This is a genomic window from Agrobacterium sp. 10MFCol1.1, assembly GCF_000381165.1.
In the GTDB taxonomy this organism is placed as follows: domain Bacteria; phylum Pseudomonadota; class Alphaproteobacteria; order Rhizobiales; family Rhizobiaceae; genus Agrobacterium; species Agrobacterium tumefaciens.
The window spans coordinates 1-16106 of the sequence record NZ_KB906086.1 but is presented as its reverse complement, the minus strand read 5'-3'; the positions used below and the strand labels follow the sequence as shown (position 1 = coordinate 16106).

General features: G+C 56.8%; 24 protein-coding genes. 8 read left to right on the top strand and 16 right to left on the bottom strand.

What is annotated here, in order from left to right:
• The 16 genes from F617_RS0125560 to F617_RS0125485 all read right to left on the bottom strand — a co-directional run bounded on the left by F617_RS0125560 (nt 1) and on the right by F617_RS0125485 (nt 11261).
• Complete coding sequence (locus tag F617_RS0125560) at nt 1-522, bottom strand: siphovirus Gp157 family protein (RefSeq protein ID WP_019567240.1); 522 nt, start codon at nt 520-522, stop codon at nt 1-3.
• On the bottom strand, nt 519-971 hold the full coding sequence (locus F617_RS0125555) for a hypothetical protein (RefSeq protein ID WP_019567239.1): 453 nt from the start codon (nt 969-971) through the stop codon (nt 519-521). Before F617_RS0125555 ends, F617_RS0125560 begins: the two co-directional genes overlap by 4 nt.
• Before the next feature lie 80 nt (nt 972-1051).
• Nucleotides 1052-1414 (bottom strand): super-infection exclusion protein B, encoded by a 363-nt coding sequence (locus F617_RS29190; protein ID WP_019567238.1) that lies wholly within the window; start codon nt 1412-1414, stop codon nt 1052-1054.
• A gap of 141 nt (nt 1415-1555) precedes the next feature.
• On the bottom strand, nt 1556-3283 hold the full coding sequence (locus F617_RS0125545) for a DEAD/DEAH box helicase family protein (protein ID WP_019567237.1): 1728 nt from the start codon (nt 3281-3283) through the stop codon (nt 1556-1558).
• Nucleotides 3283-3819: a sigma-70 family RNA polymerase sigma factor gene (locus F617_RS0125540; protein WP_019567236.1), complete on the bottom strand. Its 537-nt coding sequence runs from the start codon at nt 3817-3819 to the stop codon at nt 3283-3285. Before F617_RS0125540 ends, F617_RS0125545 begins: the two co-directional genes overlap by 1 nt.
• Before the next feature lie 694 nt (nt 3820-4513).
• On the bottom strand, nt 4514-5461 hold the full coding sequence (locus F617_RS0125535) for a hypothetical protein (protein ID WP_019567235.1): 948 nt from the start codon (nt 5459-5461) through the stop codon (nt 4514-4516).
• Between the two features lie 40 nt (nt 5462-5501).
• Nucleotides 5502-6554, bottom strand: coding sequence for a DNA polymerase III subunit beta (dnaN, locus tag F617_RS0125530; RefSeq protein WP_019567234.1), 1053 nt, complete (start codon nt 6552-6554; stop codon nt 5502-5504).
• 59 nt (nt 6555-6613) lie between these two features.
• Complete coding sequence (locus F617_RS0125525; RefSeq protein ID WP_019567233.1) at nt 6614-7366, bottom strand: hypothetical protein; 753 nt, start codon at nt 7364-7366, stop codon at nt 6614-6616.
• 60 nt (nt 7367-7426) lie between these two features.
• Nucleotides 7427-8005: a DUF669 domain-containing protein gene (locus F617_RS0125520; RefSeq protein WP_019567232.1), complete on the bottom strand. Its 579-nt coding sequence runs from the start codon at nt 8003-8005 to the stop codon at nt 7427-7429.
• Between the two features lie 30 nt (nt 8006-8035).
• Nucleotides 8036-8191, bottom strand: coding sequence for a hypothetical protein (locus F617_RS28785; RefSeq protein ID WP_019567231.1), 156 nt, complete (start codon nt 8189-8191; stop codon nt 8036-8038).
• Nucleotides 8188-8961: an ATP-binding protein gene (locus F617_RS0125510; RefSeq protein WP_019567230.1), complete on the bottom strand. Its 774-nt coding sequence runs from the start codon at nt 8959-8961 to the stop codon at nt 8188-8190. The genes F617_RS28785 and F617_RS0125510 overlap by 4 nt, the downstream gene beginning before the upstream one ends.
• A gap of 89 nt (nt 8962-9050) precedes the next feature.
• Nucleotides 9051-9275, bottom strand: coding sequence for a hypothetical protein (locus F617_RS0125505; protein ID WP_019567229.1), 225 nt, complete (start codon nt 9273-9275; stop codon nt 9051-9053).
• Nucleotides 9275-9466, bottom strand: coding sequence for a hypothetical protein (locus F617_RS0125500; protein WP_019567228.1), 192 nt, complete (start codon nt 9464-9466; stop codon nt 9275-9277). Before F617_RS0125500 ends, F617_RS0125505 begins: the two co-directional genes overlap by 1 nt.
• A 60-nt stretch (nt 9467-9526) precedes the next feature.
• On the bottom strand, nt 9527-10639 hold the full coding sequence (locus F617_RS0125495; protein WP_019567227.1) for a hypothetical protein: 1113 nt from the start codon (nt 10637-10639) through the stop codon (nt 9527-9529).
• The gene (locus F617_RS0125490) at nt 10639-10920 is read right to left on the bottom strand and encodes a hypothetical protein (protein ID WP_019567226.1); all 282 of its coding nucleotides are present in this window, start codon (nt 10918-10920) and stop codon (nt 10639-10641) included. The genes F617_RS0125495 and F617_RS0125490 overlap by 1 nt, the downstream gene beginning before the upstream one ends.
• The gene (locus F617_RS0125485) at nt 10917-11261 is read right to left on the bottom strand and encodes a hypothetical protein (RefSeq protein WP_019567225.1); all 345 of its coding nucleotides are present in this window, start codon (nt 11259-11261) and stop codon (nt 10917-10919) included. Before F617_RS0125485 ends, F617_RS0125490 begins: the two co-directional genes overlap by 4 nt.
• Nucleotides 11262-11364: 103 nt before the next feature.
• On the opposite strand from F617_RS0125485, the gene F617_RS0125480 reads away from it, so the two are divergent.
• The 8 genes from F617_RS0125480 to F617_RS0125440 all read left to right on the top strand — a co-directional run bounded on the left by F617_RS0125480 (nt 11365) and on the right by F617_RS0125440 (nt 15905).
• A complete protein-coding gene (locus F617_RS0125480; RefSeq protein ID WP_019567224.1) occupies nt 11365-11967 on the top strand; it encodes a hypothetical protein in 603 nt (200 codons plus the stop codon).
• Nucleotides 11968-12590: 623 nt separating this feature from the next.
• Nucleotides 12591-13298 (top strand): XRE family transcriptional regulator, encoded by a 708-nt coding sequence (locus tag F617_RS27575; RefSeq protein WP_019567222.1) that lies wholly within the window; start codon nt 12591-12593, stop codon nt 13296-13298.
• 98 nt (nt 13299-13396) lie between these two features.
• Nucleotides 13397-13753, top strand: coding sequence for a hypothetical protein (locus F617_RS27570; protein ID WP_019567221.1), 357 nt, complete (start codon nt 13397-13399; stop codon nt 13751-13753).
• Nucleotides 13750-13887: a hypothetical protein gene (locus tag F617_RS28760; protein WP_019567220.1), complete on the top strand. Its 138-nt coding sequence runs from the start codon at nt 13750-13752 to the stop codon at nt 13885-13887. Before F617_RS27570 ends, F617_RS28760 begins: the two co-directional genes overlap by 4 nt.
• 34 nt (nt 13888-13921) lie before the next feature.
• Nucleotides 13922-14155: a hypothetical protein gene (locus tag F617_RS0125455; protein WP_019567219.1), complete on the top strand. Its 234-nt coding sequence runs from the start codon at nt 13922-13924 to the stop codon at nt 14153-14155.
• Nucleotides 14155-14640 (top strand): hypothetical protein, encoded by a 486-nt coding sequence (locus tag F617_RS0125450; RefSeq protein ID WP_019567218.1) that lies wholly within the window; start codon nt 14155-14157, stop codon nt 14638-14640. Before F617_RS0125455 ends, F617_RS0125450 begins: the two co-directional genes overlap by 1 nt.
• Nucleotides 14624-14866, top strand: coding sequence for an AlpA family transcriptional regulator (locus F617_RS0125445; protein WP_019567217.1), 243 nt, complete (start codon nt 14624-14626; stop codon nt 14864-14866). Before F617_RS0125450 ends, F617_RS0125445 begins: the two co-directional genes overlap by 17 nt.
• Complete coding sequence (locus tag F617_RS0125440; RefSeq protein WP_026331072.1) at nt 14856-15905, top strand: tyrosine-type recombinase/integrase; 1050 nt, start codon at nt 14856-14858, stop codon at nt 15903-15905. The genes F617_RS0125445 and F617_RS0125440 overlap by 11 nt, the downstream gene beginning before the upstream one ends.
• The last annotated feature ends 201 nt before the right edge of the window (nt 15906-16106 follow it).

The following is a 16106-nucleotide window of genomic DNA, read 5'->3' as shown; positions in this document are numbered from 1 at the left end:
TTAAGCCACCCTCACCGACAACAGCTCACCCGCCTCGCCCATCTTTGCACCACGGACCTTCTTGCCAGCCTGCAGAGCTTCCTTGATGGCGGTCTTGTCCGGCGACGTCGAAACACGAACGTAGGCCTTCGGCAACAGAGCCTCGTCGACGATCTCAACAGATGCAGCCTTCCTGCCGATCGAGATCGTAGCCTCAGCCAGAGGTACGCGCGGCACGCCGGCAGCTTTCAGCAATTTGAACATCAGACTGCGCATTGCTTCCTTGCGGCGCTCAGCGCGCGACTTGCGTGCTTGCAGATCTGAGATGCGCCCTGCTACGGCCTTTGCCAGACTGTCGGCGTCGCGCTCGCCGTTGACGAGACGCGTCAGGACGGCGTGGAAGTTGGTCTCGCCTTCCAGCATATCAGCGCGAAGCTCTTCGTCGGCTTCGAGCTCGGGATAAGCGGCCAGCATGTCGGCGAAAAGCGCTTCAAGGTTGGCGACGTCGGCAGCCAAATAGTTGTCGTTGGCTGGTTTGGTCATGCTGCGGCTCCGACGTTGAGGATGATCGACTGCAGGATTTCGAGACTATCTCGCTGCTTCTTCATCTGTTCCTCAAACTCAGCAGTCCGCTGCTGAACAGCCGGCAGAACTTCGTCGGTCAGAAATTGTGCAAACTTCTCGCGGACATGCGGCGGTAGTCTTCTGGCCATGTTCAGCATTGCGACACGATCAAATTGGTTGATGCTGGACCCATTTGCGTCGCGGGACTCAAAGTCCACGAGCCACAAGAATGACAGGCCGGCTGGGTCGTTGGCCTCGATGCGAACGCCAGTTGGGCCATTGAGACGATACCCACCGCCAGCCTTTACGCTCGTCACCTTATCCCATGGAAGGTGTGGGTCGTTCTCGTCGAGCCATATCTCGCGCCGGTCAATTGCCAAGTAGTGTTCTGCCAGAGCGCAGGCGCGCCTGTACGTCGTTCTGCTCATATCTATCTCCTCAACGTGGTGACGCCATTGGTGTGGCGCAGTATTCAAAACTAAACCGTTTTTACAAATTTGTCAACATTCTATAGTCTGTCACCATTTTTTTTGATCACTTTCCAGACCTTTAGGGGCACATAATGGGGGAAATCGATCATGCTGTGTTGGCCAGACCCCCGTCGCACTAATCCTCTATGTATCAATGTTGCTGTGACTGGGCTGGTTAGGCTGGTCGTGTAGTGAGATTGGTTATTCTCCAAAAGACTGCGAATGAACCGCCTCTCGTCCACCGAAAGGGAATCCAGTTGATCGACGACATTTCGTGAAAAAGTGATTTCGTGTCGTAACCAGAGGATAACATCACGAAGCCACCTCACGATCCAAACCACAGTGAGGGCGCCAAAGAAAAAGATGCCTATGTTGGCTACCACAACGAAAGCCAAGGGCATGAAAGACAAAAGAAATATTTCATTTTCATACCCGTAACTGACGCCTGCGCAGGTGGCAAAACATGCCAACACAGTAGGTCCAGAAAGATCAAATATCTTTAGCCAACCCGAATCCATTCTATTCCCCCAGCGTAACTAAACCTAGAATGGAATATCATCTTCAACTAACACCCGCCAATCCTCTGCTTCCGGCGCATTGTCATTGGCCGGTGACACGTGATTGTCGTTCGCAGCACCAACCATGTGGCCCACAACATCCCAATACTTCTGGCGCGGCTTCACTGTGATCTCGACCGTTTCGGCCAGTTCTGACTGACGCTCGATCCATTCCAGAACGGTCTTTGGAAACGGCATTTTGCCGCCATGCGCGCGCCAGTAGCGGTCGGCCTTTGACTTCGGGAATCCGCTATGTTGCGGGCAAATCCACTCATTGATCGCCGTCATGCCGGACATGTAGCTGACCTTCACCGACGGCGGTTTATCCCCCTTGCCCTCATGGTAATAGAAGCTGCGCGACGTGACGGTGCGGGGTTCTGGTGCCTGGGTCGATATAATGGGCGCATCGGTGGGCTTCGATTGCAGCTTTGGTGTCTCGTCGAATACAAACTCATGACCACAGCACCAGCAGACGCGGATTGACGCGTGAAGTTGCTCCTCGCACTGAGGGCAGACCTTAATTGGCGCCGTGCCGTCGCCCTTTGACGGCTTAGTTGGAACAATCATGTCCACAGGCCCGTGTTCGCCGACGTTTCCCGCAAAGTCCATGTATCGGCAGTTTGGTTTATCGCCCCCAAATATTGCGGCACGGCGCTCTTCTGCACTCGCTGCTTCAGGGTCAAATCCACGCGGATAAATCACACGAGTACCTCGACCCACGCGCTGCACATATCGGCTTGCCGACTTTGTCTTGGCCGCGTCGACGATGAGATCGATACGAGGAACGTTAGTGCCCGTTGACATCACATTGTCATTGCAAATGCCCCAAATCTCGCCGCGCTTGTATGCCTCGATAATCTTTCGACGCTCACCTTTTGGTGTTGTACCCATGATGATTTCGCAGGATCTTCCCGCCGACCGTATGACGTCGCGCATGTTCGTCGCGTGCTTTTCTCCCGCGCAGAAGAATAGCGCCGTTTTGCGGTGAGGCTCTGTATCAAAAACCTCCTCGACGATACGCTTGTTGAGCCAGTCGTGGTCGACTGCTTTTTGAAGGGCGCCTTTCGCCAGATCATTTCCTCGCAAGGGAACGGTAGACGTGTCCTGCTTCGTAGACGTTGGTTTCGAAGTGATCGGCGTCAAATAGCCATCATCGATGCCCTCGCGAATGCCGTAGCTGTAAACCGTTCGATCAAATAGCCGATCCTCACCCTCATCCAACCGACCACTATCGAGTCGGTAAAGGGTGGCCGAAAGACCAACAATTTTCATTTCCGGGTTGATGGCCAAAAGCGCCTGGATAAAGACGCGGTACATTGTGTTCTCGTCGTCGGGCACAAGGTGCACTTCGTCGATCGCCAACACGTCAACGTGCCCAATTTCTTTCGCCTTGTTCCAGACCGTTTGCAGTTGGGCAAAGAGGATCTGCGCGCGCGCGTCGCGGCGACCCAACGCAGCAGCGTAAAGGCCGACCGGGGCGAACGGCGCAATGCCGATCATTTCCTTGAAGTTTGACTCTACGAGTTCTTGAACGTGAACGGCATTCAAGAGGCGCATGTCAGGCCAGCCAGTGATCATCTCATGGAAAAGCGTGGCCAATGTCATGCTTTTGCCTGTGCCCGTAGCCATATCGATGAGCGGATGTCCGGCCTCTTCGCGCCAGTAATCGAACGTCGCGTCGACAGCCTCACGCTGGTAATACCGTAGTGCCATCAAGCCGCCTCCCGCAGCAGCCCGAGCACCCTCGCCCGCTCCTTGATGACAACCTGGCGAACACGTTCTTTCGTGAGGCCGTGGTCGTTGCCAATGGCTTCCAGCGTCTCGCCCATCGCTCGGCGCATTAGCATCGCGCCATTGCGGCCTTCGAGCAGGGAAACAACACGCGATAGGTCGGTGCCATCCTCCTGATGCGGATCGGTAGCGCCCGGCATCTCGTCGAACGCCGAGAGACTGCAGACCTCAGCGGACCGCGATTTGGTGGAATTGGTGCGAACGAATTCCTGCGCCGTTCCGCGAACGCAAAGGGTGGCCCACGTCCAGAAGGTCTCAAGGCGGCATTCGCGATGCCGGCGCAACATGACGACCATCGCCGACTGAAACAGTTCGTCGGCGGCGTCTTCGTTCCTGGTGATTTTGCGCGCCAGTCGTCGCAAAGCAGGCTCGTAGGCCAAAAGCTTGCGGTCGAACTCGGGGCGGCGCGGATTATTATCGTTGGCAGCGACAAGCGCCGTGCGTGCTACAAGCGGCATGGTGGTCTCCTCATGTGGTGGCTCAGGCGTTGGTGGCGCCTTCAAATTTATGTTGTCATTTCATTAACTATCAGCGATCCTATCCATTACGTATCCGCATACATGGGGAGCTATAGATTTTGAGAAAGAGGTATCGAAGTTCGAACATCAGTATAACGAACCATTTTTACCCTTCCCCCACAGTGAACGTTGGTAACAAAAGACCAACGCTTGCAGACATTGCAAACCTCGCGACTGTCGCTACATTTTGTTATCCGATATTAGTTGTTCTCTCACTTAGCATACTAACTGTACTCCCCGGCGACGAAGTCAGGTCTTCCACTGGCAAACCAGCAAGCACCCGTGTTGACATCAGCGCTTCGGAAAACCAGACGGGCAGTCGTTTCACCCCTTCCTTCCCTTTTCTTAAACAAGAAAATCCCCAACCTCTGACACCAAACTCGCTGGAGTACCCATCCAGAATTTTGCGTGCGAAGGAGACATCAAGATTGAATTTCGCGTCACCTGGCAGAAAAAAGCAGATGCCCAGATGCACAGGTACCGACTTAATGCAATTCGAACGCTCAGAGGACGCAATTTACTCCAACCACATTTCCGGCGTCACCGTGTCCGTTGCAAGACGTAGCAGAATAGTTGGTGGTTTTGACGTCGTCAGGAAAGGCCCTCGCATTGCGCAGTCTGCGTTCGCAGACAATCAAACTTTTACGTGTTGGATTGGATCTCCTCCACCATCCACCCAATGATTTCCGTCCCGCAGCACGTAAGTGATCGTCTCAGCTTCCTCGTCGCAATCCGTCTGTTCGCCTGGCACGAGAGCCGGGATGGTGAGATGCGTGGGACAGCCTTCCTTTTGCTCGTCGAACGAGATCGGCTTTGCCCATCGCGCGCACGACCAATGACCATCGCCGCCCATCTCCGGTGAAGAGTGGATGCAGGACCGGCACGTCACGCGGGGCCAAGCGCCCTCCTTGCAGACAGGCTTGTGCTTGCAGAACATGCATTCGAACCAGTCCTGTGCCTCGTTGATGCGTGAAGGCGGCTCCGGCGAGTTGATGATACGTTCTAGCCGCGCCAGCAGACGCAGGCAGAACTCCGGATCGTATTCGATGCGCTCAGCGTAGAGCGTGTCGTCATCTTTGCAGCTGACGAGATAGAGGCAGCGCGATAGCCCGAAGGCATGCATTCCGAGCTGGCACTGGCCGTAGTGAAGTGGTTTTGCCTCCTTACAGCCCTTCTTAATGATCTCCTTCATGCCCTTAGCGTTGCTCGACTTGAATTCGAGCAGGTGCTCGGTCTTTGGCGCCTCGACGACACCCATGGCCTTGCCATCGCACTTGCCGCGCACGTGGCCCTGTACCAGCCTGATTTTGTCCTGCTGGCCATAGACATCGACGCCGATGCGTTCGAGGTCGGCAACTAGCCGGTCTTCCTCGATGTTGCCGGTTTCAAACAGGCGCAGCTGGCGACCGTGGTGCTTTTCGAGCGGCGAGGCCCAGCGGAAGGCGTACCAGAGTGCGCGGTCGCACGGATTGTTGGCCTCGCCGACGGATATGCCGAGGCTGTCCCATGACGAGGCTGCGGCTTCGTAGGCTGCATAGATGGCGCGGACTGTACTGGATTCTGGTTTGGGTAGTGGGGCCATTATGACCCCACCCCAGAAGCGAAGATTACAAGAGCCACCATCAGCTGACCCTCATAGGCATGCAAACGAGAGTCAGCCCCTCAAAGCCATCGGACGTAATCAGTCCCGGCGTGCCACCATCTTGCAAGGCCAGCTTGACCGGTCCAGACGGAAGCACATTCAGCACGTCGCGGACGTATGCCGCATTGAAACCGATATCCATCGGCTCGCCGCTGTATTCCGCCTCAACTTCGTCATTTGCCGACGCCTCGCCAGCTGCAACAGCGAGCGCGATGCTGCCGGGCGCGATGCTGAACTTCACGGCGCGGCCACGCTCAGACGACACCGTCGACACACGATCGGACGCCTTCATCAGTGCATCGCGATCGACAGTCACGACGCGTTCGTTGCTTTTCGGAATGACGCGTTCGTAATCTGGGAACGTGCCATCGATCAGCTTTGAGGTAATGCGCACATCGTCCGAAACAATGCGGATTTTCTGCTGGCTCACAGCCACCTGCACCTTGCCTTTTGGCAACAGGCCAACGGTCTTGCGCGGCACGATAATGCCGTCGAAGGCTGGCAGCTCTGGACCGTAGTGGCGGCCGAGACGGTGGCCGTCTGTCGCAACTGCTTCGGACTTGCCGCCCTTGAAGAACACGCCGTTTAGATAATAGCGAGTTTCCTCGGTCGAAATGGCGAACGAGACTGGCGCGAACAGTCCTGCCAGATCAATCTCGAATTCAGCGTCGAACTTGTCGTCGCCGAGCGTTGGGAAGTCATCTGCTGACAGCGTGGCAAGAGAAAAGCGCGACCGTCCGGACTTCACCAGAAGTTTGTCACCATCCAGCGTCATGGTGATGTCGCCGGTTGCCTTGCGCGCGATGTCGTTGAGCAGCTTCGCGCTGACGCAGATGTTGCCTGGCTTGCTGACCTCAGCAGGTACGCCTGCGGTGGCAATAATATCGAGGTCGGTTGCCGTGATAGCAAGGCCTTCACCTGCGGCAGCAACTTGAACGCTCGACAGGATGTGAATGGTGGATCTTGCCTCGACGACTTTCGTCGTGGCGGCAAGCGCACGCGTCAGGTCTTCCTTGTGGATGACAAGGTGCATGGGTGTCTCCTCGGTGATTGTGGTGGCGCCTGCCGTGGTGAGCGGCAGGCGGGTGGTGGTTAGTTGTCGAAGAAGAATGTCGCTCGCACGTTGTCCGCGCCGCCGGCATCGTGAGAGACCTTGAGCAAGCGCGGGATGGTGCGGCTGAAGAACTCGCCGTTGATGGCCTCGAAATACGGTTCAGTCCAAGACACTAATGTGTATGGCGAGCCGCCGAGAATCTCCCTGAAGCGCTTCAGGTCACCCGCATCTTCTTGATGACGGTTCAAGTGCGCAGACGCGTAGCGCTGCTCGGGATAGCCTTGTTCTTGGCGCACCTTCTGCCAAGCTGCCTCGAATTCCTGGTTGCTGAGATGGCGAACGTTGCCGCCGCCTACATCGCCGCTCCAGCCGTTAGGCTTCCCGTAGTCGCGCCACCGAGCCCACTCAATCGGGTTGACCCAGCCCTGTTGTTGCGTGACTTGCGTCCAATCGTAAGCCAGCAACTCTGCGAGGGTGAAATACGAGTGCGAGTGCCCATCGCAACCATAGTCCTCCATCATCTGCCGATATTCAGAGCAGCAATCGTCGGGCACTCCGCGCGGAGCGGCGATCGGGTTAAACCCTTCTCCTGTCTTCACCCCTGCAAATCCGCGACCGTTGCGGACGTCGGCTAGGATGGCAAACAGATTGTACGATCTGCCGCTGTAGAACTGCTTCTTGTAGTCTACGGTCTTTCGACCCTCGTCGTATTTGTCGTCTTCCCATTCGTCAGCAGTGACCCACTGGTCGCCGATTTTCTTTTCAACATAGAAATGAATATCGCATCCCATGCGCAAATCTCCTCTTGTGGTGAAATAGCGGGCCGCTGGTGAGACAGCCCGCGTTGACGGTTACTTGCTGCCCCACGGCCGGCGCGTCGTACCAGCGGCCGCAGCGGCGGGCTTGTTGTCGTTGCTGGCGGCAGTGCGGCGGTTGTCGTTGGCTGCGGCTGGCGCAGCATCAACCTTCGGCTCAGGCAGGTTGCCCTCATCTGGGTAGTAGTACTTCTTCAACTCGTTGCGGGCCGCGTACTTCGGGGTACCGTCGGCGTTTTTCTCCTTGCTGTCCTTGCCCATTCCGATGCGGGCAAAGAACGAGATGAAATGCAATTCATCAGAATCTTCAGGTGCCTCATTGAGGCCGAGTGAGCGCAGGAGGCAGGCAAACTGGCGCTGGCCGATCTCCTGCGTCTGAGAATTTGGATGCTGCAGATTGTAGTTGTTGAAGACCTTGCGGCCTTTGAGTTCCTCGGGAGCAAGGACGTCGATTGTCACGCTCAGATTGATGGCGTGGTCGCGGGTATCCTTGTTCTTTTCCTTGATCTCGGACGCGCTGATCTCAAGCTGGTAGTCGCCATTCGGCAGGTTGGTGAAATCGCGCTGCTGGGTGTTCTCTTCGGTCGCTTCAACTCTGACGCCAATCTTGGCCATGCGTAGTCTCCTTGTGGTGTGGTGGGGTGCTTAGCGGAGGTAGTAGCGGAAAGGCCCGCTACCGAATTGCGTCGATGCCTGGTCGCGCCAGACATAAGTGAGCCAGACCCAGATCAACTGGCCGGAGCGAGTGCGCGCCTTTACGGGGTGCCACGCGAACCACGACTCGCCGCGGAACATGGTCATGCGGCCACTCCCGTCGGCGCCGGGAAGTGCTTCGCCAGTTCGGCATAGCCCTGCCCTTTTCGGTAAGGCACGGCATCAGGCATGCTGTAGCGGTTCTTCGCGTTGAAGCCGGCGCCTTCCGACAGATGCACCTGACGCTCTTTGCCGCCCTCAGCGTGTGAGACTTTGGTTTGCCGCGCGACTTCCTTCTCCTTGATAGAGATGCGATAGTTCATAAACGCGACGATGTCGGACTTCTCGCGCACCAAGGCATTGGCGCGCTTGTGCAGCTTCGGTTGATAGCGGCTGTACGGGTCGGTGACAGGGCTGTCGAAGCGGACGATTTCAGGGTGAGCAAGCATGACCACGCAGATGCCGCGTTGAGCGAGGGCAGATACAGCCGCCATGAGCTCATTCCATTCGCTGTCGGCTTCAACGTAACCCTTGCCGAAGCCAGCCTCCTCGATCGAAGCCACACCGATACGACGGCATGTCGCGGCCCATACCAACGGCTCCAGACCGTCGAGGCTGTCAATTATAACTGTCTTGCGGTCGTGCTCATCAGTTAGCAGTTCGCCGAACACGTCGAGCAGCTCGTCGAAGCTTTCAATGGTGCCGGGCGTGACAAGCTCGATATCGGACGGTGTGCGCTCGCCTTCCGTGGGCAGATAGAGCGCGTCAGGAAATTCGGCGGCAAGGCTGGTTTTGCCGATACCGTCGACGCCGTAGAGTAGGATGACTGGCGGGTCAGCTCTCTTCGTCGACTTCAAGCTGCTAAGTGAAATAGCCATAAGGCCTCCTCAGTGTGGTGGTGTGGTGAAAACAATGGCTGCGATGTAGGCAGCGGCTGCAAAGACGATCAGCCACTGCCAGTTTGGGATCAGCGAGCGTAGAGGAGGCAAAACAGCCACCAGAATGCGCCGAGCACGGCGATAGCCACGATCGCCAACGGGAACAGCATAACGAGGCCAATGGCCACTACCGCTGTCAGGGCGGCGAATGCACCGCGCTTCAATCCGCGAAGGACATACTTGCGCGGCGTTGGTGTGACCGGCACGTAGTCGATGGGTGGCGTGGTGGATTCGGTGTACCAAGGGGACGTCATTAGAACGCTCCCAACCAAACGCCGATGCCGTGGATGATGCCGACAGGCGCGACGACGCACCCGAAGGCTAGCAGGATCCATGCACTGGCCTGAATACACACATAGACGTGCGTCACCCAAGCAGCGACGGCAGCGCTGAGCGGCACAAGCGTGATGAGCGTCGCGACGAGGATTGCGAATGCATCCTTCATAATTGTCTCCTCAATGATGTGGTGAAGTGCGGCTGGTTGGTAGCCAGCCGCTGGCGCCGGTTAGGCGGCGTTCTCGTATTCGATCCACGCCTCGACGGCGTCTTTGGCACCCTTCAAAGTAAGGCCGGCAACAGCTCGCAGTTCCTTGATCGCGTCGATCTTGAGGCCCAGAGCCGCCATGTTCTGCCACTTGTGGTCATAGACCGGTGCGGCTTCTTCATGCGTGGTGGTCAGCGTGAACACGCCGAACTGCTGGCCCTTGTATTTGGCCGCAAGGCGCTTGGCTTCCTTCTCGGCCGCGCCGGCGGAAGTGTGGACGTGCGGTGTCGACGATGGCTTGGGCTGGCCGCTCTCGATGAGGGCGACGATGGAGGTGGGTGTGGGTGCCGGAGTAACCAGCTCGAATTCATACCCGCGCCAGGTATCGATACTACCTGGTCCGCCGACCAGCCATTCGACGCTATAACGCTCGCCCTCGACTTTGGTGATGCGAAGTCGCTGGTGAGGCATGAAACCATTCGAACGCTTCACGATGTCGCCGACCTTGAACTTCGGCTTCGCGTTGTCGTTGCTGGGCTTGGCGACGGGCTCGTCGATCCATTCGGCGACAATATCGTTGTCTTTGAGGCTCAATTTGTCCTCACGGCTCGACGATCGACCGTCATCCGACCAAACAGCGCTAGCATAGTTGCTTGCGTTGCCGAACGTAGCGATGTTTCCAGAGATGAAGGCGGGCCCGGCTTTCCGTCCGTCGCGCGTCTTGTAGAACTTGCCAGCCTCGATCTTGATAGTGGCGGGCTGTTCGGGCGTGGCGGCTGTGATGATGGGCTCGATGTTCTCGATATATTTCGCACCCCCGGTCATGATGCCATCGACAATCGCTTTGTCCCATTTGACAGTGACGAGATTGCCATCCAATCCGGTGACCTGCCCTTCAATGCCAATCAGCTCCTTCTCGCTGTAGACTGTGCTCCTTCCGCCGTAACGCACCCGCTCGCCGACGCGCGGCTGCCATGGTTCGAAGCGCTTGGCAAACATTCCGGGCTTTTTATTCGAGAAGACTAGATCGTCGCGCACGGCGCTGATTTGGCAAACGTCGCCATTCTTATAGTCCATCGGCGCACCGCGATTGTCTTTAACGCGCACAAAATCACCCTTCTTAAACTCACCCATCACGCCGCTCCTTCCGTTGTTGTTTCGGCGGTCATCGCGCGCCGTTGTGTGAAGTCCACCTTGACGACGTTGGTGTCGTCGTCCTCTTTCGCTGGCGGTTCGCCATCCGGATCGTGCTCGATCTCGAAGCCGTGCCACCAGATCGTCGTCGCGCCGTCAGCAAGGCGCACCTGGTACTCGCTGCCCCAGTTGCGATCGCCGATGACGACGCCAGTGAGATGAGGGTTTTGTCGATTGCGGACTGGATCGCCGAAATTGAAGAAATCGCAGTCGCAAGTCATGCCGCCACCCCACGCAGCGCGTAGTCGTTGACCGCCTGCCCGGCTGCCAGATCGTCAGCATTGTCGTTTGCGGCTGCAAGAACGCGCGGCAGCGAAACCGGCAAAAGGCCGGAAAGCGTGGAGCAGCCGCCGTTGTGCGGCGCCAAGTGCGTCGTGCGGTCTGGGGCGTTATCGTTGGCCGGGATGAAGGCGCGCTGCTTGTGCAGGCCGTATGTGCGCCGCAGCCGCTGGTATGCAGCCATTGGCTTGACGTTGTGTCTGGCGGCGATATCTGCGACGCTCTCACCGTTTTCACGGCGCGCGTGCATATCCGCCAGCATAGTGCTGGTGATAAGCGTCATGTCGTCTCCTCTGCGTGGTGGCCGCCTTGTGGTTGACAAAGCAGCAGGGCTATGAAACTAAACTATTTTTACAAATTTGTCAAGATTTCACCAAGGTGAATGCATGCCTGAAGTTAAGTCGCGCCTCCTGCAGTCGATACTGAAAGAACAGAAGCGGAGAGCCGTAAAGGATCGCGCTGTGTACGAAGAGCTAGGCGTGCCTCAGCAGACCTACAGCACCTGGAAGGCTGGCGTCATTCCAAGACCTAGGCAATTCCCGGCGATTGCCGCCTTCCTGGGTGTCTCCGAAGATCACGTGGCAGAGATGGCTCGCGAGGCGGCAGAAACCGCTCCTTCCATCACGCCTATTACGGTTGCCCGCACCTACGGCAAGATCTCCGACCGCAAAGCCGGAAAATTCAAATTCGAGCCCATCAACGACGGCCGCAAACGTATCCCCGAAGGCCGGTACGCGATCGTCATCGACACGAAAGTGATGGAGCCCGTCTTCCACGTCGGCGTGAAAGCGTGGCTTGACCCTTCCCGCTGGCCAGCCGTTGGTGACGACGTGCTCGCTCATTCGGGCGGATTCGCTTGGATCGGGCGATTTGAAGGAATGAGCAACGGCGCTGTTCAGCTTAGCCGCTACGATGGCTCGCAGGTTGAAGTGAAGAACGTGGAAGCTGTTCATGTCATCGTCCTTTCGGAGCGGGTGGTGGCGGCATAGCAGGTTGGCAACCTGCATTGCCACTTGACAATTCCTACAAATTTGTGTAGGAATTGGCTGTCCGATGTGGTGTCGGATATGGAACACGCGCTTTGATCCCGCCTTACGGCGAAGGTCTCCTCGGCGTGTTAGTACGGAGAAGGGGCGGAGTTACGGGTGGTGCCGGCTCATTACGCCCCTTTTCGTTTTATGCTGCATGCACGACAACGCCGGCAGAGCTTCATGCTCCACCGGCGCTAAGTTTTCGAAGTCATTTTTTGCGGTCTTTCTCATAGTCGTCTCCCCTTCTGGCATTATTGGTTTTGTTATCGCCAGTCGGTTTCTGGCGTTTACGGCGGCCCGGTCACTGGCCGCCATCTTCTTCTGCGGTCGGGAGCTTCATGCTCCCATCTTCTTCTCGCCATCATGGCGCTCATGCCGATCAGCGCTTGGGTCGTCGATCGTCTTCTTTCGCAATCCTTAAACATGCGCATTCCCTTTCATGCTGCAGGTTCGTCTTGGGGTCTTTTGCCCTGTCGGCTTCTTGTGTGGCCGCTGTTGATTTTGGTTCTACCGCTTTACCGGTTTAGTGTCAACTCTAAACCGGTTTTATTTTCCGATATTTTTCCGTTATACCGGTACGCATGGCAAAGCTGAGCGACATCATAAGGTCTAAGCGCAAGGAAATGGGCTTAACGCAGAAGGCGTTCGGCAACCTTTTTGGTGCGCAGCAGACCACCGTCTCCGATTGGGAGAAGGGGAAGATATCGATGATGCGCAACTGGCAGAAGCTCGCCGTGTCTCTTGGCCTGCGCGAATCGGAATTTCTCGACCTCATGGCCGAGGCAACGACAGAATCGGAAAAGACAGAGCGGATGATCCCTGCTCTGCGTCAGGCAACTGCGCCTCAAATCAGTACTGGCAGCATTATTGCCGCTCCTAAACCGCCGTCCGGGGAGCGTGACGTACCCGTGCTGGGTAGGTCAAAAGGAGGGTCAGACGGTGAGTTTGAGTTTAATGGGCAGGTCATGGGCTGGGAGTGGAGGCCGCCACACCTGGCGGGAGTCGTCGAGGCTTACGCAACGTACGTCGACGGCGAAAGCATGTACCCTAGGTATAAGCCGGGCGAAACCGTCTGGACAAATCCACCCAAGCCAATAGCGCGTGGCGACGATATCATCGTTCAGTTAGCCCCAAATGAAGAGGATGGCATTCCTCGAGGCTTCATCAAGGAGTTTGTAAGGTGGGAGCCGAGCTATCTGGTGGTTTGTCAATTCAATCCGCCGATGGAAATAAAGTATCCACGCGATGACGTGGTATCCATCCACAAGATCGATTACGCCCAAAAATAACGGTTTACCGGTTTAACGGTTGACGCCATTCCAATATCGATCTATATCTCCTCTTGCAACCAGCAAACCAAGCTGGCCACCACAAGAGGAGACTACCAATGTACAGACCACGTCCCGAAGAGTTTGACGACGTCGCCGTTGCCGCCCAGTCCGATGAGCCCATGAAGCGCCCGGACCACAAATCCAAGAAGCACGGTAAGCCCAAGACGAAATATGAGTACATGCGCCGCTTCCCCAAGAAGCCGCGTAACGGCGAGGAAGTCGGCGGCGGCCATTTCGTATTCCGCCGTGGCGATAGCACTGGACGCATCCGTCCCTGCATGTGGCCCTTCGAGCATCCCTCCTACGATTCTGCGTTGGTCGAAGCCGCACGCCTGCACTCTGAGCACGGCGGCACTTACGATGTCCTCTCCGTTTGCGGTCAGGTCAGCACGACGCCGGATGCCGGCGAATGAGTGCGGCTGTCATCGAGAAGCCGACTACCGTCCAGCAGATCATCCTTACCCAGCATGCAGACCTGATGAAGGACATCGCCGGTTTTCTGGCGCTGTCGCTCTTCATCGCTGCTCTGCTCATCTGGGCCTACTGACCACCAACCCACCACCACACCCGAGGAGACCGACATGAGAAGATTTCACGTTCTGTCCGCAGAGCAGTTCATCGCGCAAGGCACCAGCCCTGGCGCCATCCTTTCCATCGCGTCCACTCAGAAAGACCGGGCGCTGCGCAGCCAGCTTGAAGACGCAGCGCGTATCGTGGCTCTCGAGACTGGCCTGCCACTGCAAATCCCCGGCGCCGCGAGCGATGCGCGTCATCGTGGGGCGAATGACAATAAGCGCAGCCGGAGGGCTGCGTAATGTCTGAGGACGTCAAGAAGCCCGTATCTGCTGCGGAGCCGGTGAAGACGCCGTTCGAAGTCGCTTCAAAACACATTCCAGAAGGCCGCGCCTCACTGCTTTCCAGAGCAATTCGCCAAGGCTTGAACGATTACGGATGGAAGAACTTCGGAACTCTCCCCGAGGTTTTGATGGGCTACATCGTTCAGGCAGAGAAGGCCGAGGCAGATGCGCACCCGCAAAAACCGCGAGACTGCGGTCATGATGGTGGCGACCTGTCTGAACGCCGGGACAATATCGGTAGCGCATACACCCGCTCAGCCCTCTTCGCACAGGTGCAGGACGTGGCGGTGCGAAAGCTAGAAATAGCTGAAAACGCGATGCGATCAACCATCATGTCTGGCAGCATCTGGAAGCTTGAGGAAGCTCTGGAGGAAATGGAAATCATCGACCTTTCCGACGCAGCACCCGTAAAGCAGGACGGCGGCAATGTCACCAGCCAATGACAACTCCCCTCGCCTCATTGGTCGCAGGGAGGCTGCAGAATATCTTGGCATAGCCGAGTCCACGTTCTCGATGTGGGTGGCCACTCTCAAGATGCCGCAGCCGATCGCCGGCACCAGAAGATGGGACAAGAAGGCGATCGATGCGCGCCTTGACGAACTGAGCGGCTTGTCAGCCAATGACAACGAAGACCCGTATGAGAAATGGATGAGGGAAAATGCGAGTTAAGCTCAAAGGGCTGATGAAGGTCAAAAAGACCCTCGCGAGCGGCAAGACCATCTATTACTGCTACGCCTGGCGCGGCGGTCCGCTTCTCAAAACAAAGAGCGGCGAGCCAATGCAGCCGGGCGATCCCATGTTGATCAAGGCGTTTTCGGACGCGACGAAGGATCGCCACGTTGACCCAAGCGAAACGTTGGGAGCCCTCATCACCGAATATAGGGCGTCTACCGAGTTCCTATCGAAAGCCGACAAGACGCGGCGCGAGTATGACCGGTACCTCGATCTAATTCGAGAGAAGTTCGGCAAGGTACCATTCTTCATGCTCCAAGACCCTCGCTACCGAGGCGAGTTCAAGAAGTGGCGCGACAGCATGGCGGACAAGCCTCGGACAGCGGATTATGCGTGGACCACCCTTGCCCGCATCCTTTCCTTCGGCAAGGACCGCGGCAGGCTGTCGGTGAACATTGCGGAGAAAGGCGGCCGCCTTTATTCCGCCGACCGCACCGAAAACATCTGGACAGAAGAGCACTTGCAGAAGCTGTTCGCCGTTGCGACGACGGAGATAAAGGCTGCAGTTGTCTTCGCCCTGTGGACTGGCCAGCGCAAAGGCGACCTGCTGGTTGCCCCATGGAGCGACTACGACGGAAAAACCATCAAGGTGAAGCAGAGCAAGACCGGCGCGCGCGTTAAAATCCCTTGCGGCAACGAACTGAAACAGATTTTGGACGCGATGCCGCGACGGTCGACGGTGATTCTCACCAACACGAAAAAGAAGATCCCTTGGACGTCGGATGGCTTCGACACGTCGTTCCAGAAAACGAAAGCAAAGGCTGGCATCGATGACCTAACGTTCCACGATCTACGCGGAACCGCGGTCACGCGTCTGGCCATGGCGGGCTGCAACAACAGCCAAATAGCATCCATCACCGGCCACAGCCTGCGCGACGTCGACGCTATCCTTGACGCTCACTATCTGGGCGGACGAGCTGAACTCGCTGAACAAGCCATTGCCAAGCTGGAGGATTATCAGGGCCAAAAGAAGTAGCTTGACGCAACCCTGAATGTAAAACTACTGTAAGGCGACTGAAAAATTCAGTCGCTTTTTCAGTTTGCAGACTTACTGTAAGTCATTGAAACTCGATGTACGTTATAAGATGTAGTTTGAAATTAAGCGGTTTAAAAACATTACATAAAAGCCTGACTTTTAATCAGTAGGTCCAGGGTTCGAATCCCTGCGCTCTCACCA

Coding starts and splice junctions, on each gene's coding strand:
- F617_RS0125500 (WP_019567228.1), bottom strand. CDS start 9,466: ATGAAGGATGCATTCGCAATCCTCGTCGCGACGCTCATCACGCTTGTG.
- F617_RS0125520 (WP_019567232.1), bottom strand. CDS start 8,005: ATGGCCAAGATTGGCGTCAGAGTTGAAGCGACCGAAGAGAACACCCAG.
- F617_RS0125535 (WP_019567235.1), bottom strand. CDS start 5,461: ATGGCCCCACTACCCAAACCAGAATCCAGTACAGTCCGCGCCATCTAT.
- F617_RS0125485 (WP_019567225.1), bottom strand. CDS start 11,261: ATGACGCTTATCACCAGCACTATGCTGGCGGATATGCACGCGCGCCGT.
- F617_RS0125450 (WP_019567218.1), top strand. CDS start 14,155: ATGTCTGAGGACGTCAAGAAGCCCGTATCTGCTGCGGAGCCGGTGAAG.
- F617_RS0125525 (WP_019567233.1), bottom strand. CDS start 7,366: ATGGGATGCGATATTCATTTCTATGTTGAAAAGAAAATCGGCGACCAG.
- dnaN (WP_019567234.1), bottom strand. CDS start 6,554: ATGCACCTTGTCATCCACAAGGAAGACCTGACGCGTGCGCTTGCCGCC.
- F617_RS0125555 (WP_019567239.1), bottom strand. CDS start 971: ATGAGCAGAACGACGTACAGGCGCGCCTGCGCTCTGGCAGAACACTAC.
- F617_RS0125540 (WP_019567236.1), bottom strand. CDS start 3,819: ATGCCGCTTGTAGCACGCACGGCGCTTGTCGCTGCCAACGATAATAAT.
- F617_RS0125455 (WP_019567219.1), top strand. CDS start 13,922: ATGAGAAGATTTCACGTTCTGTCCGCAGAGCAGTTCATCGCGCAAGGC.
- F617_RS27570 (WP_019567221.1), top strand. CDS start 13,397: ATGTACAGACCACGTCCCGAAGAGTTTGACGACGTCGCCGTTGCCGCC.
- F617_RS0125560 (WP_019567240.1), bottom strand. CDS start 522: ATGACCAAACCAGCCAACGACAACTATTTGGCTGCCGACGTCGCCAAC.
- F617_RS0125510 (WP_019567230.1), bottom strand. CDS start 8,961: ATGGCTATTTCACTTAGCAGCTTGAAGTCGACGAAGAGAGCTGACCCG.
- F617_RS0125445 (WP_019567217.1), top strand. CDS start 14,624: ATGTCACCAGCCAATGACAACTCCCCTCGCCTCATTGGTCGCAGGGAG.
- F617_RS28785 (WP_019567231.1), bottom strand. CDS start 8,191: ATGACCATGTTCCGCGGCGAGTCGTGGTTCGCGTGGCACCCCGTAAAG.
- F617_RS0125545 (WP_019567237.1), bottom strand. CDS start 3,283: ATGGCACTACGGTATTACCAGCGTGAGGCTGTCGACGCGACGTTCGAT.
- F617_RS0125495 (WP_019567227.1), bottom strand. CDS start 10,639: ATGGGTGAGTTTAAGAAGGGTGATTTTGTGCGCGTTAAAGACAATCGC.
- F617_RS0125490 (WP_019567226.1), bottom strand. CDS start 10,920: ATGACTTGCGACTGCGATTTCTTCAATTTCGGCGATCCAGTCCGCAAT.
- F617_RS0125505 (WP_019567229.1), bottom strand. CDS start 9,275: ATGACGTCCCCTTGGTACACCGAATCCACCACGCCACCCATCGACTAC.
- F617_RS29190 (WP_019567238.1), bottom strand. CDS start 1,414: ATGCCCTTGGCTTTCGTTGTGGTAGCCAACATAGGCATCTTTTTCTTT.
- F617_RS0125480 (WP_019567224.1), top strand. CDS start 11,365: ATGCCTGAAGTTAAGTCGCGCCTCCTGCAGTCGATACTGAAAGAACAG.
- F617_RS28760 (WP_019567220.1), top strand. CDS start 13,750: ATGAGTGCGGCTGTCATCGAGAAGCCGACTACCGTCCAGCAGATCATC.
- F617_RS0125440 (WP_026331072.1), top strand. CDS start 14,856: ATGCGAGTTAAGCTCAAAGGGCTGATGAAGGTCAAAAAGACCCTCGCG.
- F617_RS27575 (WP_019567222.1), top strand. CDS start 12,591: ATGGCAAAGCTGAGCGACATCATAAGGTCTAAGCGCAAGGAAATGGGC.